We start from the raw sequence: 17,378 nt of genomic DNA, 5'->3' as shown, positions 1-17,378 counted from the left end.
CCGGTGTGGTCGTCATGCAGGCGGAGCGGTCGCGTCCAGGCGTCCAGGTCGGCGGCGAGGTTGGCCGCCTGGACCGGGGGAACCGGTTCCCGCCGACGAAGTGATGATCGTGACTTCTTTGGGGCAGCCCAAGCCCGTATGGATCGAGTTCGGGAACGGGCACAAGAACGCGGGGTCAAACCCACGGCACTCATCCGTGAATGGGGAGACGCCGTCCTTGCTGGACCAGAAACTGTGGTCCAGATCAGTGTGATCATGGCTGCGGTGAGCGAATACCAGCACAAGCGTGCTTCCTGGCGTCTCCACCCGCACGCTGTTTGACCGCATCTCCCGCGAACAATCCGCCCACCCGCGCTCGGTGAGATGAGCTCGAACGGGGTTCTACGGCTGCACCTTCGGTCCTCGCAGCTCGAAGTCGTCCCATGTGGTCTTAAGTACCGACTGGCTGTCCTTGGGTGTGCGGGCGAACAACCCCACCCCGCCGTTGCCGATGCCGTTGGGGTCTTCGGCCTGCTGGACGCGGTCCCCGTTCACCCACATGGTCAGCCGCATCGCGGAGCCCGTCTGCTCGCAGGCGGCCTCGATCCTGATCTTCCCCTTCAGCTCGCCCACCTTCGCGGGCTGGGTGAGGGTGCCGCCGGAGCCGTCGACGATACGGCGGATGCGGGCGTTGCCGGCGGTGTCGAGGCCGAACTCGTAGTAGCTCTTGTCGTCGGACGCGTGGCAGTAGACGCCGTACTCGCCGTTGCCTGTGACCTGCTTGATCTCGGCTGTCACGGCGATGAGCACGGTCTCGGGCAGCATCGGCGTGGGTGTGGCGGACGGGTCGGGGGTGGTGGTGGGCTTTTCGAGGAGGAACGGGATGGCCGCCTGCCCCCAGCGCTCCTCGTAGTCCTTCTCCACGTCGAGCCCGTAGGTGCCGTCGGTGCGGTAGCCGTAGCTGGTGCTGGCCTCCGGGTCGTAGGTGCCCGGCCAGCCGCCGGTGGTCTGGGTGAAGTCCTCCCGATAGAGGACGGTGAGGTCGGGAGGGCCGCTGGGCGACAGTGTCGCCCACGCCGTCGCCGCGATGGCCACGACGACGGCCGCCGCCACCGCGATCCCCGCGTAGAGCCTGCCCCGGTGCTTGCGGGGACCGTACGGCGCGGCGCCGGTCAGCGGGGTGGTCGCCTTCTGCCACGCCACCTGGACCGTGTGCGCCGCCTGCTCGGGGGCGGCCGAGCGGCCCACGAGGTGGTCGAGGAGCTGCTGCGCGGTGGGGCGCATGGCCGGGTCCTTGTACAGCGCCGCCTTGACCAGCTCGCGCAGGCCCGGCTCGACGTCGTCGAGGTTCGGCTCGGTGTTGAGCACCTGGTAGACGATCGCCGGCAGCGTCTCGCCGCCGAACGGCGAGCGCCCGCTGGCGGCGTACGCGATCAGGCACCCCCACGAGAACACGTCGCACGCGGGCGACACCGGGTCGCCGCGCAGCACCTCGGGCGCCATGTAGCGGGGCGTGCCGATGAGCTCGCCGGTGCCTGTGACGCCGCCCAGGGTGTCCAGGGCGCGCGCGATGCCGAAGTCGATCACCCTGGGCCCGACGGGGGAGAGCAGCACGTTGGACGGCTTCAGGTCGCGGTGCACCACGCCGGCGCCGTGGATCGCGGTGAGGGCGGTGGCCACGCTGACGGCCAGCGCGTCCAGGCTGGACCCACGAAGCGGCCCTGACTGCTGTACGGCCTGCTCCAGGTTGGGGCCGGGCACGTACTCGGTGACGACGCAGAGCTGGTCGCCGTCGAGCGTCGCCTCCAGCACCGCGGCCGTGCAGAACCGGCGCACCCGCCGGGCGGCGTCGGCCTCCCTGCGAAAACGCATGCGGAACTGCTCGTGCTGGCTGAGCTCCGGATTGATCACCTTGATCGCGACCTGTTGCCCGGAGGGGTCTTCGGCGAGATGCACCGTGCCCATCCCACCCCGGCCCAGCACTCGCAGCAGCCTGTAGCGCCCGATGTGGGATGTTTCACCGCTCACGGCGCGCTAGCTTACCGATTTCTGCCCGACTGGCGTATGACCTCCACGATCAGCCAGGCATTGGTGGACGGATTCCGCCCCTTGCGATTGGGCTCGCAGTGATCAGGGTCCGCCCGCTGGGCGCGTTCGCGGGCGATCTCATGGCTGGCGAAGGGGAAGTCACGCCCCAGGCGCTTGTCGTAGTCCTTGATGTGTTTTCTGAGTTTGCGGCTGATCTGATGGGAGTCGCACGCGGCCGTGCATGTCTCGAAGTGATACAGGATCCACAGTTCGAAGCACGGACGGGAGATCGCAAGATTCACCTGTCCCTTGCGGGCGGCGGCCATGGCCTGGTCCAGCGTGTCGTGGTCGTCCACGTCGACCACACACCAAACTTCGTCGTAGGCGAGGTTGGCGTCTCGCTGACCCCGCGCCTCCTTCTCCTTCCTGTCGCGCTCGCGGACGGCGTACGCCACCAGGGAGGCCGGGTCACGGCCCAGGCCGGTGGGACGGTCAAGGCGCGGGGGGCTACGCCTGGGGCTCACTTGTCGCGCCGCTCCCTTCCCGGAAGACTTCGCGGATGCTGTCGAAGTTGAGGTACGGAACCGCGCCGTAGCGGCCCTGAAGGTAGCCGCGTTCGACGTTCTCGTCGCGCCTTGGGTGGAATTCGGCGAGTGAGTAGAGGCTGGTCGAGCCGGAGTCGTCCTTCTCGGTGAACCAGACCTCGTCCCTGGCCATGATCTCGTCTTCGAGCATCGAGCCCAGCAGTGTCGTGTCGTGCGACGCGAAGATCAGCTGGGCCCTGCGCTTGTTGATCAACGGGTCCTTGAACATCCGGATGAGGCTTGAACTGAGGAGCGGGTGCAGGCTCGAGTCGATCTCGTCAGTGACGAGCACGCCATCTCCTCGCAGGCTGAGGAGTGCGTGGCCGAGCAGGGAGAGCCAGGCTCTGGTGCCCGCGCTCTCCTCCTCCAGACTGAGCGACACGCCGCCAGACGATCTACGCAGCACAACTCGTGCGCGGAGCGCTCTGAGCGCCGCTTCGGACGACGAATCGGCGAGATCGTCTGGAGAGGGTCCGGCGAACTCGTCCAGCATCGGATCGTTCGGCCTCTCCATGATCTCGGCCCGCTCCACGCCGAGATCCGCGAGTTGCAGCAGCTTGTTGAGAGCTGGTGCGAAATCCGTCTCGTTCAGCAGGAACTTCGTGAGGTGGAGGCGGAGCTTTTCGTCTTCCTCGCCATGCTGTGCGAACATCACCTTCCCGATCAGAGCCGCGTACAGGGCGCCGAGCAGGTGGTGGTTGTTGGACGCCGCGGCGGACAGGTAGAGCGAGTTGGGCCGGGTAAGGCGGCGAATGCGCTGGTTTTCCCCGGTGAGAGCGCGGCCGAAGGTGATGTCATCGACGCCCGACCGTTCGAACAGCTTCTTCTTCCGGCCGTGCGGGAACGCATAGAGCCACTCGCCCAGGACATGCGTGTCGTCGACTTCGAAGCCATAGGAGTAACGCTGCTCCTCGTGCAGGAAGTCCAGCTCGAAGAACGACGCGGCTGTCCTTCCGGCCTCCGACAGTTTGAACGGCTGCCGGGGCACTCCGCCAACCGGCTCCCACTGGGTGTGGGACGACCGGATTGCGCTGATCATCCACATCAACGCGCTGAGGACGTTGGACTTACCGGAGGCGTTCGCCCCGTAGATGCCTGCGACCCGGACGGTGCCAAGTTCTCCGCTCTCACCTCGGCGAGGCACGGCGACGAGGGAAAGTGTCTGCTCATCACGGATGGACCGATGGTTGGCCACTCTGAAGCGCAACAGCACGACGATCCTCTTCCCGCCCGCTAGCCTGCAGTCAGGCTACACTTTCGACGCCGCTTAGGAAGAGTTTCTCCGTGTGAAGGCTTGAAAACGCATGATGGGCCCGAGTTCAGCGCTCGCGGATCTGGCGTAAGGAAGGCAGGCCGTCCTCCGGGGTGACCGCGAGGACGCGGCAGCCCGCGGCGGTGGCGGCCGTGATGCCCGTCGGGCTGTCCTCTACGGCGACGCAGCGGCCCGGGTCGGCGCCGAGCCGGCGCGCCGCCTCCAGGTACGGGTCCGGGTACGGCTTGCCGCGTGCGGTGTCCTCGGCCGCGACGACGTGGTCGAAGCGGTGTCCCAGCCTCGGCAGCACCAGATCGACGATGCTGCGGGGGGAGGCGCTCACCAGCGCGGTGGGCAGGCGGGCGGCGCTGAGCTGGTGCAGCAGGTCCGGTGCGCCCGGCATGACCCGGGCGCTCCGCTCGACGCGCCGGGCGAACGACTCCGTGAGGAGCCGGATCAGATCGGTGGTGGACTCCGCGGGCCGAGAGGGGGGCCGGGCGGACAGGAGGTGGGCGGCGGTGTCCTCGACCGTGTGGCCGAGGACGTGCGGCGTGTCGGCGGGGCCCAACTCGAAGCCGAGCGTGCGGGCCACCGACGCCGTGGCCTGCCACCAGAGCGGCTCGGTGTCCACCAGGGTGCCGTCCATGTCGAACAGCACGGCCTGGAGGGCCTCGCCGGTAGGCAGGTCAGACGGCATCTGCGGGTTCGATGACGGGAACGGGGACGGTGACCGTGCGGGGGGCCACCAGGACCGGGCGTTCGACCAGGCGCACGGTGACCCGGGTGCCGGGCGTGAGCCGTACCGCCTCGTGGCCGGGCACGTCGGCGAGGACCTCGCCGCCTTCCAGGGCCAGCCGGAGGCGGACGGACGCGCCGCGGAACGAGGCCACCAGCACCTCGGCCGCGCCGTCCTCGGCGGGAGTCACCTGTACGGCCTCGGGCCGGATGAGGACGTCCACGTCGGAGTCGGCCGGGGCGGGCCCGTCGATGGGCAGGGTGCGTCCGAGCACCGTGACGGAGCCGGTGCCTGAGACCCGCCCGGCGAGGTGGTTCATGGTGCCGACGAACTCGGCCACGAACGGCGTGGCCGGCCGGTCGTACACCTCGGCGGGCGCCCCGACCTGCTCCAGGCGGCCGTCGCGCAGCACCGCGACCCGGTCGGCGATCGACAGGGCCTCCTCCTGGTCGTGGGTGACGAAGATGGTGGTGATGCCGAGGTCGAGCTGGAGGCGGCGGATCTCCTCGCGCAGCGCGACCCGTACCTTGGCGTCCAGCGCGGACAGCGGCTCGTCGAGCAGCAGCACGCGCGGCTCGAGGGCGAGGGCGCGGGCCAGGGCGACGCGCTGCTGCTGGCCGCCGGAGAGCTGGTGCGGGAAGCGGTCGGCGTGTGCCGGCAGTCCGACCAGCTCCAGCAGCTCGTCCGCCTTCGCGCGCCGCACCGCGACCGGCACGCGGCGGACCCGCAGGCCGAAGGCGACGTTGTCGCGGGCGTTGAGGTTGGGGAAGAGCGAGTAGGACTGGAAGACCATGCCGGCGTCGCGCTTGTTGGCGGGGACGTCGGTGATGTCCTTGCCGTCGACGAGCACGGCCCCGGAGTCGGGCCGTTCGAAGCCGGCCACGCACCGCAGCGCGGTCGTCTTGCCGCAGCCTGACGGGCCGAGCAGCGCCACGAACTCGCCGGGCTCGATGGTCAGGTCGAGGCCGTCCAGCGCGACCGTCTTGCCGAAGATCCGCCGCAGGTCGCGGAACTCCACCTTGGACGTCATTTCTTCTCCCTACCGAAGGCGCTGGAGACCGCGAGCAGCAGCAGCCAGATGAGCAGCAGGCTGAGGATCGAGACCGCGACCGACACCTGGCCCCGGGAGCCGGAGATGGTCACGATCCACACCGCGAACGGCTGGTAGCCGAGCAGCCTGGCCACGGTGAACTCGCCGAAGACCAGGGCGAGCGTGAGGAACGAGGCGCTGGCCAGGGCCGAGCGCAGGTTGGGCACGACCACGCGCAGCAGCACGTGCGGCCACGACGCCCCCAGGTTGCGGGCGGCCTCGACCAGCGTCCGCACGTCCATGGTGCGCAGCCCGGCGTCCAGCGACCGGTAGACGAACGGCAGCACCAGGACGACGTACGCCAGCACGAGCACGATCGGGAAGGCCGGGTCCTGGACCGCGATCAGCGTGGCCCAGAACGGCGTCGGGGCCAGCACCTCGGCCCCGGTGCGCAGCGAGGTGCCGAGCCCGGCCACGAACGTGATCGGCGGCACGACCAGCGGCAGGGTGCACAGCACCTCCATCACCGGCCGCAGCCGCGGCGCGCTGAGCCGTACGGCGAGCATCGCCGGCAGCGTCAGCAGCAGGACCAGCGCGATGGTCGCCAGGCCGAGTCCCAGGGAGAGCGCCAGGCTGGAGGCGAAGCCCTCGGCCGTGAGCAGCTCGCCGTAGGCCTCGAACGACACTCCCATGGTGGGGGTGTAGATCGTGTACCAGAGCGAGGCGCCGAGCGGCACCAGGAAGTAGAGCCCGGCCAGCAGCAGCACCACGGCCCGCCAGGCGCGCGGCCGGGCGGTCCGGGGCGAGGCGGTCACCAGCGGCTGCTCCAGGCCCGTCACCGCAGCCATCGGGTGCTCCTCCTCTGCAGCGGCAGGTATACGGCCATCACCAGGCCGGCGATGACGATCATGTTGAGGCTGAGGGCGAGCGCGACGTTCTCCTGGCCGATGAGCACGTCACTGGTCAGCGCGTTCGCGATCTTGAGCGTGACCAGGGGTACGACGGTGCCCGCGCCCATGGCCGCCGCCGTGGCGTAGGCGGCGAACGCCCCGCCGAACAGCAGCACCACGCCGCCGAGCAGGGCAGGCGTCAGCACGGGCAGACCGACGTAACGCCAGTAGTGCCAGGAGGTGGCGCCGTTGTTGGCCGCCGCCTCCCGCCACTGCGGCCGCAGCCCGTCCAGCGCCGGTGCCATGACCAGCACCATCAGCGGGACCGAGAAGTACAGGTAGACCACGACCAGGCCCCAGAAGGTGTAGAGGGCGCCCGACGGCAGCCCCAGCAGCCCGCTGACCACCCCGGAGTTGCCCAGCGTTGCCACCCAGAAGAAGGCCAGCGGGACGCCGCCGAAGTTGGCCAGCACGCCGGAGGCCGTCAGCACCGAGTGGCGCAGCGCCGCGAACCTGGAGGTGACCACCGCGTAGGCGAGGAACGTGCCGAGCACGGCCCCCAGCAGCGCCACCACGGCCGACACCTGGACGCTGCCGGCGATCGAGGTGAGGTTGCCGCCCTCCAGGCTCTGCCGCATGTTGGCCAGGGTCGGCCGGCCCTGCGAGGTGAAGGCGCCCACCAGCAGGGCCGCCAGCGGCAGGCCGAAGACGAACGCGTAGAAGGCGAGCAGGGGCAGCGCGCCGAGCCACCCCCTGGACCGCGTCATCCGGAGATCGCGGCGTCCCAGCCGCCGGCCAGCTTGGCCTTGGCCGCGTCGACCTGCTCGGTCGTGGGGAACGTGGGCGTGCCCTCGACCTCGGGCAGGGCCTCGGCGGCGGCCTTGTCGACCGTGCCGTCGGACTCCATCACGGGCAGCAGGACCGGCCTGGCGAAGCCCTTCAGGTAGAGGTTCTGGCCCTCGGGGCTGTAGAGGAACTCCTGCCACAGGCGGGCGGCCGCCGGGTGCGGGGCGTCCTTGTTGACGGCCTGGGCGTACATCTGGAAGTACTTGCCGTCGCTCGGCACGTTCACCTTCCAGTCGATGCCCTTGGCGGTCATCTGCGGGGCGTAGGCGGCGTTGTTGTAGTCCCAGTCGATGCTGATCTGGGTCTCGCCCTTCTCGATCGTCGCCGGGGTGGTCTCGACCGGGTTGAAGTTGCCCGCGTCCTTCAGCTTCTTGAAGAAGTCGATGCCCGGCTGGATGTCGTCGAAGGAGCCGCCGCTGGCGATCGAGGCGGCGTAGACGCCGGCGAAGGCCGAGCCCGACTTGGTCGGGTTGCCGTTCAGCGCGACCTTGCCCTTGTACTCCGGCTTGAGCAGGTCGGCGAAGCTCGTCGGGCAGGTGGTGATCTTCTTGGCGTCGCAGCCGATCGAGATGTAGCCGCCGTAGTCGTTGGTCCAGAGCCCGGTGGGCTCCTTCTGGCCCTCGGGGATCTTGTCGAACGTCTGCACCTTGTACGGCGCGAACAGGCCCTCGGTGGCGCCGCTGATCGCGAATGACTGGCCGAGGTCGAGCACGTCGGGGGCCCGGTCCTGGCCCTTGCGGGTCTTGACGGCGTTGATCTCGTCGGCGCTGGCGGCGTCGGGATCCTCGCTCTCGATCTTGATGCCGTACTTGGCCTCGAAGGTCTTGATGATCTCGCCGTAGTTGGCCCAGTCGGGCGGGAGCGCGATGACGTGGAGGTTGCCCTCCTTCTTGGCCGCCTCGACGAGCTTGTCGAGCCCGCCGAAGTCGGCGGCGGAGGTGGCGGTGCGCGCGTTCACGCCGCCTTCCGAGGCCGAGGGCTGCTGGGTTCCTGGCGCGGCGCCGCACGCCGCGGTGATGACAGTCAGGGCGGCGATGACGCCTGCCACACGAGCGCGAGGTGTGAACACGTGGCCTCCACTCCGGGGGTGTGGAAAGAATTTAGGGGAACTTGTACAAACAAGCGAGCACCAGTAAGTCGCATAAACATTGCTCTTTCGTGAACTGGGAGGGGCGCGGATGGTTGCGCGCTATGAACGGATCGCCGATGACCTGCGCGAGGAGATCCTCGCCGGTGTCCACCCGGTCGGCGCGCAGCTGCCCTCGGAGGCGGAGCTGGCCGCACGCCACCGCGCGGCCAGGGGCACCGTGCGGCAGGCGGTCGCCGTGCTCGTCGCCGAGGGACTGGTGGGATCGAGGCAGGGGGCCAGGCGCATCGTGCTCGGCAACGCGCGCAGCCAGAGCTTCGCCGAGCTGCACAGCTTCGCCCAGTGGGCGCGCGCCAACGGCTACCGCTTCGGCGGCCAGGTGATCCTCCAGCGCCGCAGGCCGCCGAGCGCGGTCGAGGCCGCCAGGCTCGGCGCCGAGGAGGTGCTCGACGTGCTGCGGATCCGGTCGCTGGAGGGCGAGCCGGTGCTGGTGGAGCGGACGGCGTACGCGAGCTGGATCGCCGCCGCGGTCGAGGCGCTGCCGCCGGACTGCGAGTCGGTCACCGAGGCGCTCTACGACTCGTCCGGGCTGGTGTTCGCCTACGGCGAGCACCTCATCGACGCGGTCCCGGCGGGCGCGCAGGACGCCCGGCTGCTCGGGATCCGGCGCGGCAGCCCGCTGCTGCGCCAGCGCCGCGTCACCACCACCTACGAGGGCCGGCCGGTGGAGTGCTCCGACGACCGCTACCGGGCGGGCAGCGTGGCCTTCAGCATCCGCAACTCGTTGGTCGCCAACCCGCTCGTAAGGCGGGCCGGCGACTTGCACTTCGGCGCTTGAGAACATATGTTCGATTCATAGCGCCCGCCTTCCCCCGGGTGGCTCAGCATACGAACCAGAGCCGCGGGGAGAAGCGTCTTGAGCAGACTCTATGGCGATCCGATAGAGGTGTGGACCAGGGACGGGGAGCCGACCCAGTTCGTCTGGCGTGACCGCCTCTATCTCGTCCGCCGCGTCCTCGACCACTGGGTGGTCGCGCGCGAGTGGTGGAAGACCAGCGAGGTCGACCCCGGTGAGCGCAGGTTCTGGCGGGTCGAGGCGAGCCCGGGGCGCGAGGTCGGCTCGTACGAGTTGAGGTTCGACACCGCCAGCGGAGGCTGGCTGCTCATGCGGGCGTGGGATTGATGGCGCCGCCGTTCCCGCACCTCAACGTGAGCTCCGCCTACTCGATGCGCTACGGCACCGCCTTCCCGAAGGCGCTGGTGGAGCGGGCGGCCGAGCACGGGATGGACATCCTGGCGCTGACGGACCGCGACGGGCTCTACGGCTCGATCAAGCACGCCCAGGCCTGCGCCGAGGCGGGGATCGCGCCGGTGTTCGGGGTGAACTTCGCGCTCGGCGACACGGTCTCCGGCACGGTCTCCGGCACGGTCTCCGGCACGGTCTCCGACGACCGGCGGCGGCCCAGGACCGGTCCCGGCGCCCAGGACCGGGTCACCGTGCTGGCCCGCTCGCGCGGCTGGTCCCGCCTGGCCCGCCTGGTCACGGCCGCCCACTACGCGGGCGAGCGCGGCGAGCCGCGGGTGACCCGCGAGCTGATCGGCGACTGGGACGACGCCGGTGACGGCGGGCTGGTGGTGCTCCTCGGCCCTCGCTCCGACGTGGGACGCGCGGTGGCGGCCAGGCGTGACGACCGGGCCAGGATGCTGCTCGGCCTGTGGCGCTCGGTGCTGCCGGGGGTGGCGGTGGAGCTGGTCGACCAGTACGGCTTCCACGACGCCACCACGGCCCTGCGCATGCTGTCCCTGGCCGAGGCCACGGGCGTGCCGGCCGTGCTGACCAATGCCGTCCGCTACCTGGATCCCGCCGACCACCAGGTCGGCGACGTGCTCGACGCGGCGCGCCAGCTCGTCCCGCTGCATCCGCGCCACCTGGAGCGCACCACCTCGCACGCCTACCTCAAGAGCGGCAAGGAGATGTGGCAGGTGGCCGCCAAGATCTGCGGCTCCGACCAGGACAGGGCCGCCAGGCTGCTGCACACCACGCGGCAGATCGCGGAGGCCTGCGCGCTGGAGGCGACGGAGCTGCTCGCGCTGCGCAAGAGCCCGCCGGACCTGCACCTGCCGGAGATCGGCCGCGACCCGGTGCCGTTGTTGCGCCACCGGGTCGAGGACGGGCTGGCCGTGCGCGGTCTGGAGCGCTCCCGGGACGCCAGGGAGCGCCTCGGCGCCGAGATGGACATCATCGAAAAGAAGCGCCTGTCCGGATATTTCATAGCCGTTGCTGGCATCACCGACATGATCAGGGAGATGGGCATCCGCTGCGCGATCCGCGGCTCCGGAGCGGGCAGCCTGGTCAACTACCTCATCGGCATCGGCGAGGTGAACCCGCTGGACCACGGCCTGCTCATGGAGCGCTTCCTGTCGGAGGGCCGCATCGGGCTGCCGGACATCGACGTGGACGTGGAGTCCGCGCGCCGGCTCGACTGCTACAAGGCGATCTTCGACCGCTACGGCGAGTCGCGGGTGGCCTGCGTGTCCATGATGGAGACCTACCGGGCCCGCAGCGCCATCCGCGACGTGGCCGGCGCCATGGGACTGCCGCCGCACGAGATCGACGCGATCGCCAAGGCGTTCCCGCACATCAGGGCCAGGCAGATCACCGCCTCGCTGAGCGACCTGCCCGAGCTGCGCGAGAGCCGGCTCGGCGAGGCCGGGCTGGAGCGGGTGTTCCGGCTGGCGGAGAAGCTCGACGGGCTGCCCAGGCACATCGCGCTGCACCCGTGCGGGGTGCTGATCGGCAACTCCGGGCTGCGCGACCGCACCCCCGTCGAACGCAGCCTGCTGGAGTTCCCGATGTCGCAGTTCGACAAGGACGACGTGGAGGAGGCCGGGCTGCTCAAGCTCGACGTGCTCGGCGTGCGGATGCAGTCGGCGCTGGCCTACGCGCTGACCGAGATCGAGCGGGTGGACGACGTCGTGGTCGAGCTCGACAGCCAGAGCGGCGCCGACCCCGGCGTCCAGTACGTCCCGCACGACGACCAGGCGACGTACGACATGATCTGCACCGGCCGGACCCTCGGCTGCTTCCAGATCGAGTCGCCGGGCCAGCGCGAGCTGGTCGCCAAGCTGGAGCCGCGCACGATGCACGACCTGATCGTGGACATCTCCCTGTTCAGGCCGGGGCCGGTCAACTCCGACATGGTCACCCCCTACCTGGAGGCCAGGCACGGGTGGCGCAAGCCGTACTACCCGCACGAGCGGCTGCGCGGCCCGCTGAAGGAGACGCACGGCGTGGTGGTCTTCCACGAGCAGGTGCTCAGGATCATCGAGGTGATGACGGGCAGGGACCTGTCGTTCGCCGAGACGCTGCGGCGCACCCTCGGCACCCCGGAGGGCCGCGACCGGGTGCGCAACCACTTCGTGCCGCTGGCCAGGGCGAACGGGTTCGACGACCAGGCCGTGGAACGGGCCTGGAAGGTGCTCGACGCGTTCGGCGGGTTCGGGTTCTGCAAGGCGCACGCGGCGGCGTTCGCGCTGCCCACCTACCAGTCGGCCTGGCTCAAGCGGCACCACGCGGCGGCGTTCTTCGCCGGAGTGCTGACGCACGATCCCGGCATGTACCCGCCGCGCGTCATCATCGACGAGGCCAGGCAGTGCGGGGTGGAGATCCTCCCGCTCGACGTGAACAAGTCGGCCAAGGACTGGCGGGTGGAGCGCCTGGGCCCGCGCGTGCGGCTCCGCGTCGACCCCGACGGCGGAGGCGACCTGCCCAGACGGCTCAAGGACTTCAGGATCGAGGAGATCGGCAAGGGATACGCGCTGCGCGTGCCGTTCTCGGCGATCAAGGGCGTGAGCGAGGCCGAGGTGGAGCGCATGGTGGCGGGCCAGCCGTACACCTCGCTGGCGGACTTCTGGGACCGGGCCCGCCCCTCCCGGCCCACCCTGGAGCGGATCGTCCAGGTCGGCGGCCTGGACGCGCTGCACGACCTGCACCCCGGCGGCCCCCGCTGGCGGCCCGGCGAGCTGACCCGGCGCGACCTGATCGCCCAGGTCGGCGTGCTGGAGCGGGCCTCCGCGATCGGCGTCCAGTCGGGGCCGCGCAAGTCCAGGCGCTACACCCCGCGCCCCGCCGCCGCCCCCGACCGCAGGCTCGCCGCCGTGCAGCTCCCTCTGGGCTTCGCCGAGCACATCGCGCCCGGCGAGCTGCCGGAGATGACGGAGACGGAGATGGTCGAGGCCGAGCTGGAGATCCTCGGCATGGACATCAGCCGTCACGTCATCAGCTTCCACGACGAACTGCTCGACGTGCTCGGCGTGGTGCGCTCCAAGGACCTCCTCGCCCGGCGCAACGGCGCCGAAGTGCTGGTGGCGGGGGTCAAGGTGGCCACCCAGACGCCGGCCATCCGCTCCGGCCAGCGCATCATCTTCGCCACCCTCGACGACTCGACCGGTCCGGTGGACCTGACCTTCTTCGAGTCGGTGCAGGGCAGGTGCGCGTCGACGGTGTTCGGCTCGTGGCTCATGGCCGTCAGGGGAGTGGTCCGGCGCACCGGCACCCGGGCGGTCTCCATCCGCGCGCTCGACTGCTGGAACCTGGTGGACCTCGACGCGGTGTGGCGCTCGCACGGCGTCGAGGCGGTCCGCGCCGTCCTCGCCGAGACTCCGCAGGACGGCGGCGACGTGGGCGGGCGCACGATCGAGTACGCCAACGGCTTCAGGCTCTCGCCCTACGCCGACCTCGGCCCCGCCATCACCACCCCGGCCCGCGCCCTCTGGCATGCCAGCCAGGGCAGCTCGGGCCCCACGGCGGCCTGAGGAAAGGCTAGGTCGCGCGCTCCAGCGGGGAGATGCCGGGCTGGGAGACGGGAGCCAGCGTGGAGAGGGGCTCCGGCTCCGGGGCCGGGAGGTCCGCGGCGGCGGCCGCCGCCCGCTGAAGGTGGGTGATCTCGCGTACGGTGGCCGCGCACAGCAGGGCGGCCACGGCCGAGCAGGCCAGCTCCATCGGCCCGATTCCGGTCAGGTCGCCCTGGCCGGAGTCGAGCGGGAGCATGATCACGATCATCGCCAGCACCGCCAGCCAGCTCACCCACCACGCCCCCAGCAGCACGAGCCAGCGTCCCCGCCGGCCCGGCGGCGGGAGAGCGCCGCGCCAGACGTCGTCGGCCAGCATGGCGGGCGCGACCAGGTTGAAGCCGGGGATCAGCCAGGCGGCGGCCACCGGCGCGGAGGGCGCCGAAGGGGCGTTGGCCTGCCTGGCGCGCACGAGCCAGGTGACGTAGGCGGCGGCAGCGGCGACGCCGGCGCCCGCGGCCAGCATCATCAGCACGGCGAACACCGTCACCGCGCCGACGACGGCCTCGGCGTCGGCGCCCTGCGGGCGGCCGCCGAACTCGGCGAGCTGCGCCGCGAGGCGGCGCCCGCGCACCTGCTCGAAGATCACGAGGGCGCCCAGGGAGAGGACCTGCGCGGCCAGCGTCACGTAGACGGCAGAGGCGGCTTTGATGGGCGGTGCCTGGGCAAAGCGCACGATGTTCTCCCCCCGGGCCATGCGCTGAGGTTCTGTTTCACTTGTATCCCGCAGGCACCCCTGTTAATCAGGTGACAACGCCCGATTCCCAGGCCCAGGCAGCGACCTCCACCCTGTTCCTGAGGCCGAGTTTGGCCTGGACGCTGCCGAGGTGCGTCTTGACCGTCGACAGCGACACGAACAGCTCGGCGGCCACCTCCTGGTTGGTGCGCCCCCTGGCGACCAGGCGGACCACGTCGAGCTCGCGGTCCGTCAACGGCTCGGGCAGCGGCGCGGTGCGGCGCCTGGGCTGCGCCAGGTGCTGCAGCAGCCGGACGGTCACCGAGGGCGACACCAGCGACTCCCCGTCGGCCGCCGCCTTGACCGCCTCCACCAGCAGCGTGGGCCCGCTGTCCTTGAGCAGGAAGCCGGTCGCGCCGGCACGCAGCGCGCCGTACACGTACTCGTCCAGGTCGAAGGTGGTGACGATGACGACCCGCATCGGGTTCTCGACGCCGGGCCCGGCCAGGGCGCGGGTCGCCTCCAGCCCGTCGAGCCTGGGCATCCTGATGTCGAGCAGGCACACGTCCGGCCGCAGCCGCCTGGCCTCGGACACCGCCTCGGCGCCGTCGGCGACGGCCGCCACGACCTCCATATCCGGTTGGGCATCCAGAATCATCTGAAAGCCGGTACGCACGAGTTGCTGGTCGTCGGCGATGAGCACCCGAATAGTCACGGCCCAACTCTAGGATCAGCCGTTCGGCCGAGGCGTAACCGGTCACAAGGCCGATCCGCCCGGCCCCGCCCGCGCGGCAGGCTCTGCGGCATGAACGACGTGCTTGTTGGACAGGCCCTGACCAAGCGGTTCGGGCAGACGGTCGCCCTGGGGGGCGTGGACATCGCGGTGCCGGCCGGAGAGGCCGTGGCGATCATGGGGCCGAGCGGTTCCGGCAAGTCCACCCTGCTCCACTGCCTGGCAGGGATCATGAAACCGGACGGGGGCGAGGTCCGCCTGCTCGGCCAGCGCATCGACGGCATGCGCGAGCGCGAGCGCAGCGCGCTGCGCCGCACCCGGTTCGGGTTCGTGTTCCAGTTCGGGCAGCTCCTGCCGGAGCTGCCCGCCGAGGAGAACGTGGCGCTCCCGCTCATGCTCGGCGGCGTCTCCCGCCCCCAGGCCGTACGCCAGTCGCGCGAGTGGTTCGGGCCCCTCGGCCTGGCGGGCATGGAGACCAGGCGGCCGGGCGAGCTGTCCGGTGGCCAGGCGCAGCGGGTCGCCATCGCCAGGGCGCTGGTGACCAGACCGGCGGTGGTGTTCGCCGACGAGCCGACGGGCGCGCTCGACCAGACGACGGGCCACGAGACGATGCGGCTGCTGGTCGAGGCGACCAAGCACAACGGCGCCTGCTTGATCGTGGTGACCCACGACCCGAACGTGGCCGCCTGGTGCGACCGGACGGTCGAGGTCCGCGACGGCATGCTGCTGACGGGCGGGGTGCGCGCGTGAACCTCGACCTGACGTGGCGGCTGCTCAGGGGAGGCGGCCGCAGGGGCATGCTGGGCACCTGGCTCACGCTGGTGGCGGTCGCCGTGTCCACGACGCTGCTGCTGTTCGCCGTGACGGCCAACTTCGCCTTCCAGGCCAGGGCCGACAGGGGAGCCTGGCGCAATCCCGTCGAGGCCGCCTCCGGCAAGGCCGTCGCCGTCCAGGCGACGCGCCACGACCACGTGCGCGGCAAGGAGATCACCATCGTCGACCTGGCCGCGCTCGGCGGCGCGGCGCCCGCGCCGCCCGGCCTGGCCCGCTTCCCCGCCCCGGGTGAGGCGTGGCTCTCGCCCGAGCTGGCCGAGCTGGCCGGGCGGCTGCCTGCCGACCAGCTCGCCGGCCGCTTCCCCGCCCGCAGGGGCGTCCTGGGTGACGAGGCGCTGATCTACCCGGGCGAGCTGGTCGCCGTCGTCGGCCACCGGCCCGACTCGCCGGTGATGACGGCGGCACGCGGCACCGACTGGATCATGGGCAGGTCGCCGACGAAGGTGGCCGATCTGGGAGGAAGGGTCTCGGAGGACTCCGGGGTCTATCAAGTCCTGACGCTCATCGCGAGCGTGCTCATGGTGGTGCCGCTGCTGGTGTTCGGCGGGGCCGCGGCCAGGCTCACCGTCGCCAGGCGGGATCAGCGGCTGGCCGCGCTGCGGCTGGTCGGCGCGACACCCGGGCAGGTGGTCGGGATGACCGTGGCCGAGGCGGTCATCGTGGCGTTCGCCGGCACGCTCGCCGGGACGGCGGCCTACGCGCTGGCACTGCCGCTGCTGACGCGCATCCAGATGGCCGGCGGCCCCTGGTTCGCCGGGGACCTGTGGCCACATCCGCTGGTGCTGGCCGCGATCCTGCTCGCGGTCCCGCTGCTGGTGGGGCTGTCGGCGGTGGTCGGCCTCCGGCGGGTCGTGGTCAGCCCGCTCGGGGTGGCCAAGCGGGAGACCCCGCCCGCCCTGCGCTTCGTCCGGGTGCTCGCACTGCTGGCGGTGCTGGCCGTGTTCCCGCTGCTGAGCCTCGACACCAGCGCGGCCGTCGTCGCGGTGGCGCTCGGCCTGGCGTTCCTGTGCGTCAATCTCGCCGGTCCGTGGGTGGTCGGCGTCATCGGCCGGGTCACCGCCGCCGGCGCCCGCAGGCCGGCCCGGCTACTCGCCGGCCGCAGGCTGGTGGACGATCCGCGCTCGGCCTGGCGCACGGTGAGCGGCGTGGCCATGACCGGCTTCATCGCCGGTTTCCTCGGACTGCTCAGCCCCGGCGTGTTCGCCGGAGACACGGCCCCGGGCGAGCTGCGCCTGTCCGTCCCCGAGGGCAGGCCCTCGGCGGTCGCCGAGCAGGCACGCGAGCGGATCGAGGACGCGGGCCTCACCGCCACCGTGACGCACGCCGAGAAGCTCGTCACCGTGACCCTGAACGACCACTCCGACCCGGCGACCGTCGACAGGGGCCGCACCGCCCTGGCCGGGCTGGTCCCCGGTCACACCCCCACCACGGAGGCCGACGACCAGAGCTCCGGCCTGCAACTCCTCGCCGACGTCCGCCTGGGCACGATCGTGGTGCTGACGGTGTCCTTCCTGGTGGCGATCGCCAGCGCGGGGATCACCGCGGCCTCCTCGATCCTGGACAGACGGCAGACCTACGGGCTGTTGCGCCTGGCGGGCACGCCGCTGGAGGTCCTCGACCGGGCCCGCCGGGCCGAGACGCTGATCCCGCTCGCGGTGATGGGCGGCGGCGCGATCGCGGCGGGCGCGTTCTGCGCGACGCCGTTCATGCTCGGCGCGCCCGACGTCAGCGGGCTGATCACGCTGCTGGCCTGCGTCGCGATCGGCTTCGCCGGGGTGGTCGGGGCGGGCGCCCTGAGCAGGCCCCTGCTGAGGTCGGTCACCGCCGACCCCGCCCCGCGCCCCGACTAGCC

The 17,378-nt window shown here is 71.2% G+C and carries 15 protein-coding genes; 5 read left to right on the top strand and 10 right to left on the bottom strand.

Annotated elements, in window-relative coordinates; genetic code table 11:
- Positions 1 to 381 precede the first annotated feature (381 nt).
- From V5E28_RS26385 to V5E28_RS26350, 8 genes are all read right to left on the bottom strand, one after another.
- Complete coding sequence (locus tag V5E28_RS26385; protein ID WP_336210129.1) at positions 382 to 2,007, bottom strand: serine/threonine-protein kinase; 1,626 nt, start codon at positions 2,005 to 2,007, stop codon at positions 382 to 384.
- Between the two features lie 11 nt (positions 2,008 to 2,018).
- Positions 2,019 to 2,531 carry an RloB family protein gene (locus V5E28_RS26380; RefSeq protein ID WP_336210128.1) on the bottom strand — a complete coding sequence of 171 codons (513 nt, stop codon included), beginning with the start codon at positions 2,529 to 2,531 and terminating at the stop codon, positions 2,019 to 2,021.
- On the bottom strand, positions 2,515 to 3,804 hold the full coding sequence (locus tag V5E28_RS26375; RefSeq protein WP_336210127.1) for an AAA family ATPase: 1,290 nt from the start codon (positions 3,802 to 3,804) through the stop codon (positions 2,515 to 2,517). Before V5E28_RS26375 ends, V5E28_RS26380 begins: the two co-directional genes overlap by 17 nt.
- A gap of 106 nt (positions 3,805 to 3,910) precedes the next feature.
- Positions 3,911 to 4,540 (bottom strand): HAD family hydrolase, encoded by a 630-nt coding sequence (locus tag V5E28_RS26370; protein ID WP_336210125.1) that lies wholly within the window; start codon positions 4,538 to 4,540, stop codon positions 3,911 to 3,913.
- Entirely contained in the window at positions 4,530 to 5,609 is a 1,080-nt protein-coding gene (locus tag V5E28_RS26365) for an ABC transporter ATP-binding protein (protein ID WP_336210122.1), read from the bottom strand. The genes V5E28_RS26370 and V5E28_RS26365 overlap by 11 nt, the downstream gene beginning before the upstream one ends.
- On the bottom strand, positions 5,606 to 6,457 hold the full coding sequence (locus V5E28_RS26360) for an ABC transporter permease (RefSeq protein WP_336210120.1): 852 nt from the start codon (positions 6,455 to 6,457) through the stop codon (positions 5,606 to 5,608). The genes V5E28_RS26365 and V5E28_RS26360 overlap by 4 nt, the downstream gene beginning before the upstream one ends.
- On the bottom strand, positions 6,445 to 7,266 hold the full coding sequence (locus V5E28_RS26355) for an ABC transporter permease (protein WP_336210118.1): 822 nt from the start codon (positions 7,264 to 7,266) through the stop codon (positions 6,445 to 6,447). Before V5E28_RS26355 ends, V5E28_RS26360 begins: the two co-directional genes overlap by 13 nt.
- Complete coding sequence (locus tag V5E28_RS26350; RefSeq protein WP_336210117.1) at positions 7,263 to 8,414, bottom strand: ABC transporter substrate-binding protein; 1,152 nt, start codon at positions 8,412 to 8,414, stop codon at positions 7,263 to 7,265. The genes V5E28_RS26355 and V5E28_RS26350 overlap by 4 nt, the downstream gene beginning before the upstream one ends.
- Before the next feature lie 109 nt (positions 8,415 to 8,523).
- Between V5E28_RS26350 and V5E28_RS26345 the strand changes: the two genes are divergently transcribed.
- From V5E28_RS26345 to V5E28_RS26335, 3 genes are all read left to right on the top strand, one after another.
- Complete coding sequence (locus tag V5E28_RS26345; protein ID WP_336210116.1) at positions 8,524 to 9,270, top strand: GntR family transcriptional regulator; 747 nt, start codon at positions 8,524 to 8,526, stop codon at positions 9,268 to 9,270.
- A 78-nt stretch (positions 9,271 to 9,348) separates the two neighbouring features.
- Complete coding sequence (locus V5E28_RS26340; protein WP_336210113.1) at positions 9,349 to 9,615, top strand: DUF6504 family protein; 267 nt, start codon at positions 9,349 to 9,351, stop codon at positions 9,613 to 9,615.
- Positions 9,615 to 13,247, top strand: coding sequence for a DNA polymerase III subunit alpha (locus tag V5E28_RS26335; protein WP_336210253.1), 3,633 nt, complete (start codon positions 9,615 to 9,617; stop codon positions 13,245 to 13,247). Before V5E28_RS26340 ends, V5E28_RS26335 begins: the two co-directional genes overlap by 1 nt.
- Before the next feature lie 7 nt (positions 13,248 to 13,254).
- On the opposite strand, the gene V5E28_RS26330 is transcribed toward V5E28_RS26335, so the two are convergent.
- Together V5E28_RS26330 and V5E28_RS26325 are read right to left on the bottom strand one after the other, a co-directional pair.
- On the bottom strand, positions 13,255 to 13,959 hold the full coding sequence (locus tag V5E28_RS26330) for a DUF4328 domain-containing protein (RefSeq protein WP_336210110.1): 705 nt from the start codon (positions 13,957 to 13,959) through the stop codon (positions 13,255 to 13,257).
- A 67-nt stretch (positions 13,960 to 14,026) separates the two neighbouring features.
- Positions 14,027 to 14,674 carry a response regulator transcription factor gene (locus V5E28_RS26325; protein WP_336210109.1) on the bottom strand — a complete coding sequence of 216 codons (648 nt, stop codon included), beginning with the start codon at positions 14,672 to 14,674 and terminating at the stop codon, positions 14,027 to 14,029.
- Between the two features lie 90 nt (positions 14,675 to 14,764).
- Between V5E28_RS26325 and V5E28_RS26320 the strand changes: the two genes are divergently transcribed.
- Together V5E28_RS26320 and V5E28_RS26315 are read left to right on the top strand one after the other, a co-directional pair.
- On the top strand, positions 14,765 to 15,442 hold the full coding sequence (locus tag V5E28_RS26320) for an ABC transporter ATP-binding protein (RefSeq protein ID WP_336210106.1): 678 nt from the start codon (positions 14,765 to 14,767) through the stop codon (positions 15,440 to 15,442).
- The gene (locus V5E28_RS26315; protein WP_336210103.1) at positions 15,439 to 17,376 is read left to right on the top strand and encodes an FtsX-like permease family protein; all 1,938 of its coding nucleotides are present in this window, start codon (positions 15,439 to 15,441) and stop codon (positions 17,374 to 17,376) included. The genes V5E28_RS26320 and V5E28_RS26315 overlap by 4 nt, the downstream gene beginning before the upstream one ends.
- Positions 17,377 to 17,378: the final 2 nt, after the last annotated feature.

It is taken from the genome of Nonomuraea sp. LPB2021202275-12-8 (assembly GCF_037044575.1).
GTDB lineage: Bacteria > Actinomycetota > Actinomycetes > Streptosporangiales > Streptosporangiaceae > Nonomuraea.
Note: the sequence above shows the minus strand (reverse complement) of the source record. Positions and strands in the feature narration are given on the sequence as shown.

Excerpts from the sequence above, each read along its gene's own strand:
- V5E28_RS26370 (WP_336210125.1), bottom strand. The coding sequence starts at position 4,540 with ATGCCGTCTGACCTGCCTACCGGCGAGGCCCTCCAGGCCGTGCTGTTC.
- V5E28_RS26365 (WP_336210122.1), bottom strand. The coding sequence starts at position 5,609 with ATGACGTCCAAGGTGGAGTTCCGCGACCTGCGGCGGATCTTCGGCAAG.
- V5E28_RS26360 (WP_336210120.1), bottom strand. The coding sequence starts at position 6,457 with ATGGCTGCGGTGACGGGCCTGGAGCAGCCGCTGGTGACCGCCTCGCCC.
- V5E28_RS26355 (WP_336210118.1), bottom strand. The coding sequence starts at position 7,266 with ATGACGCGGTCCAGGGGGTGGCTCGGCGCGCTGCCCCTGCTCGCCTTC.
- V5E28_RS26345 (WP_336210116.1), top strand. The coding sequence starts at position 8,524 with ATGGTTGCGCGCTATGAACGGATCGCCGATGACCTGCGCGAGGAGATC.
- V5E28_RS26335 (WP_336210253.1), top strand. The coding sequence starts at position 9,615 with ATGGCGCCGCCGTTCCCGCACCTCAACGTGAGCTCCGCCTACTCGATG.
- V5E28_RS26320 (WP_336210106.1), top strand. The coding sequence starts at position 14,765 with ATGAACGACGTGCTTGTTGGACAGGCCCTGACCAAGCGGTTCGGGCAG.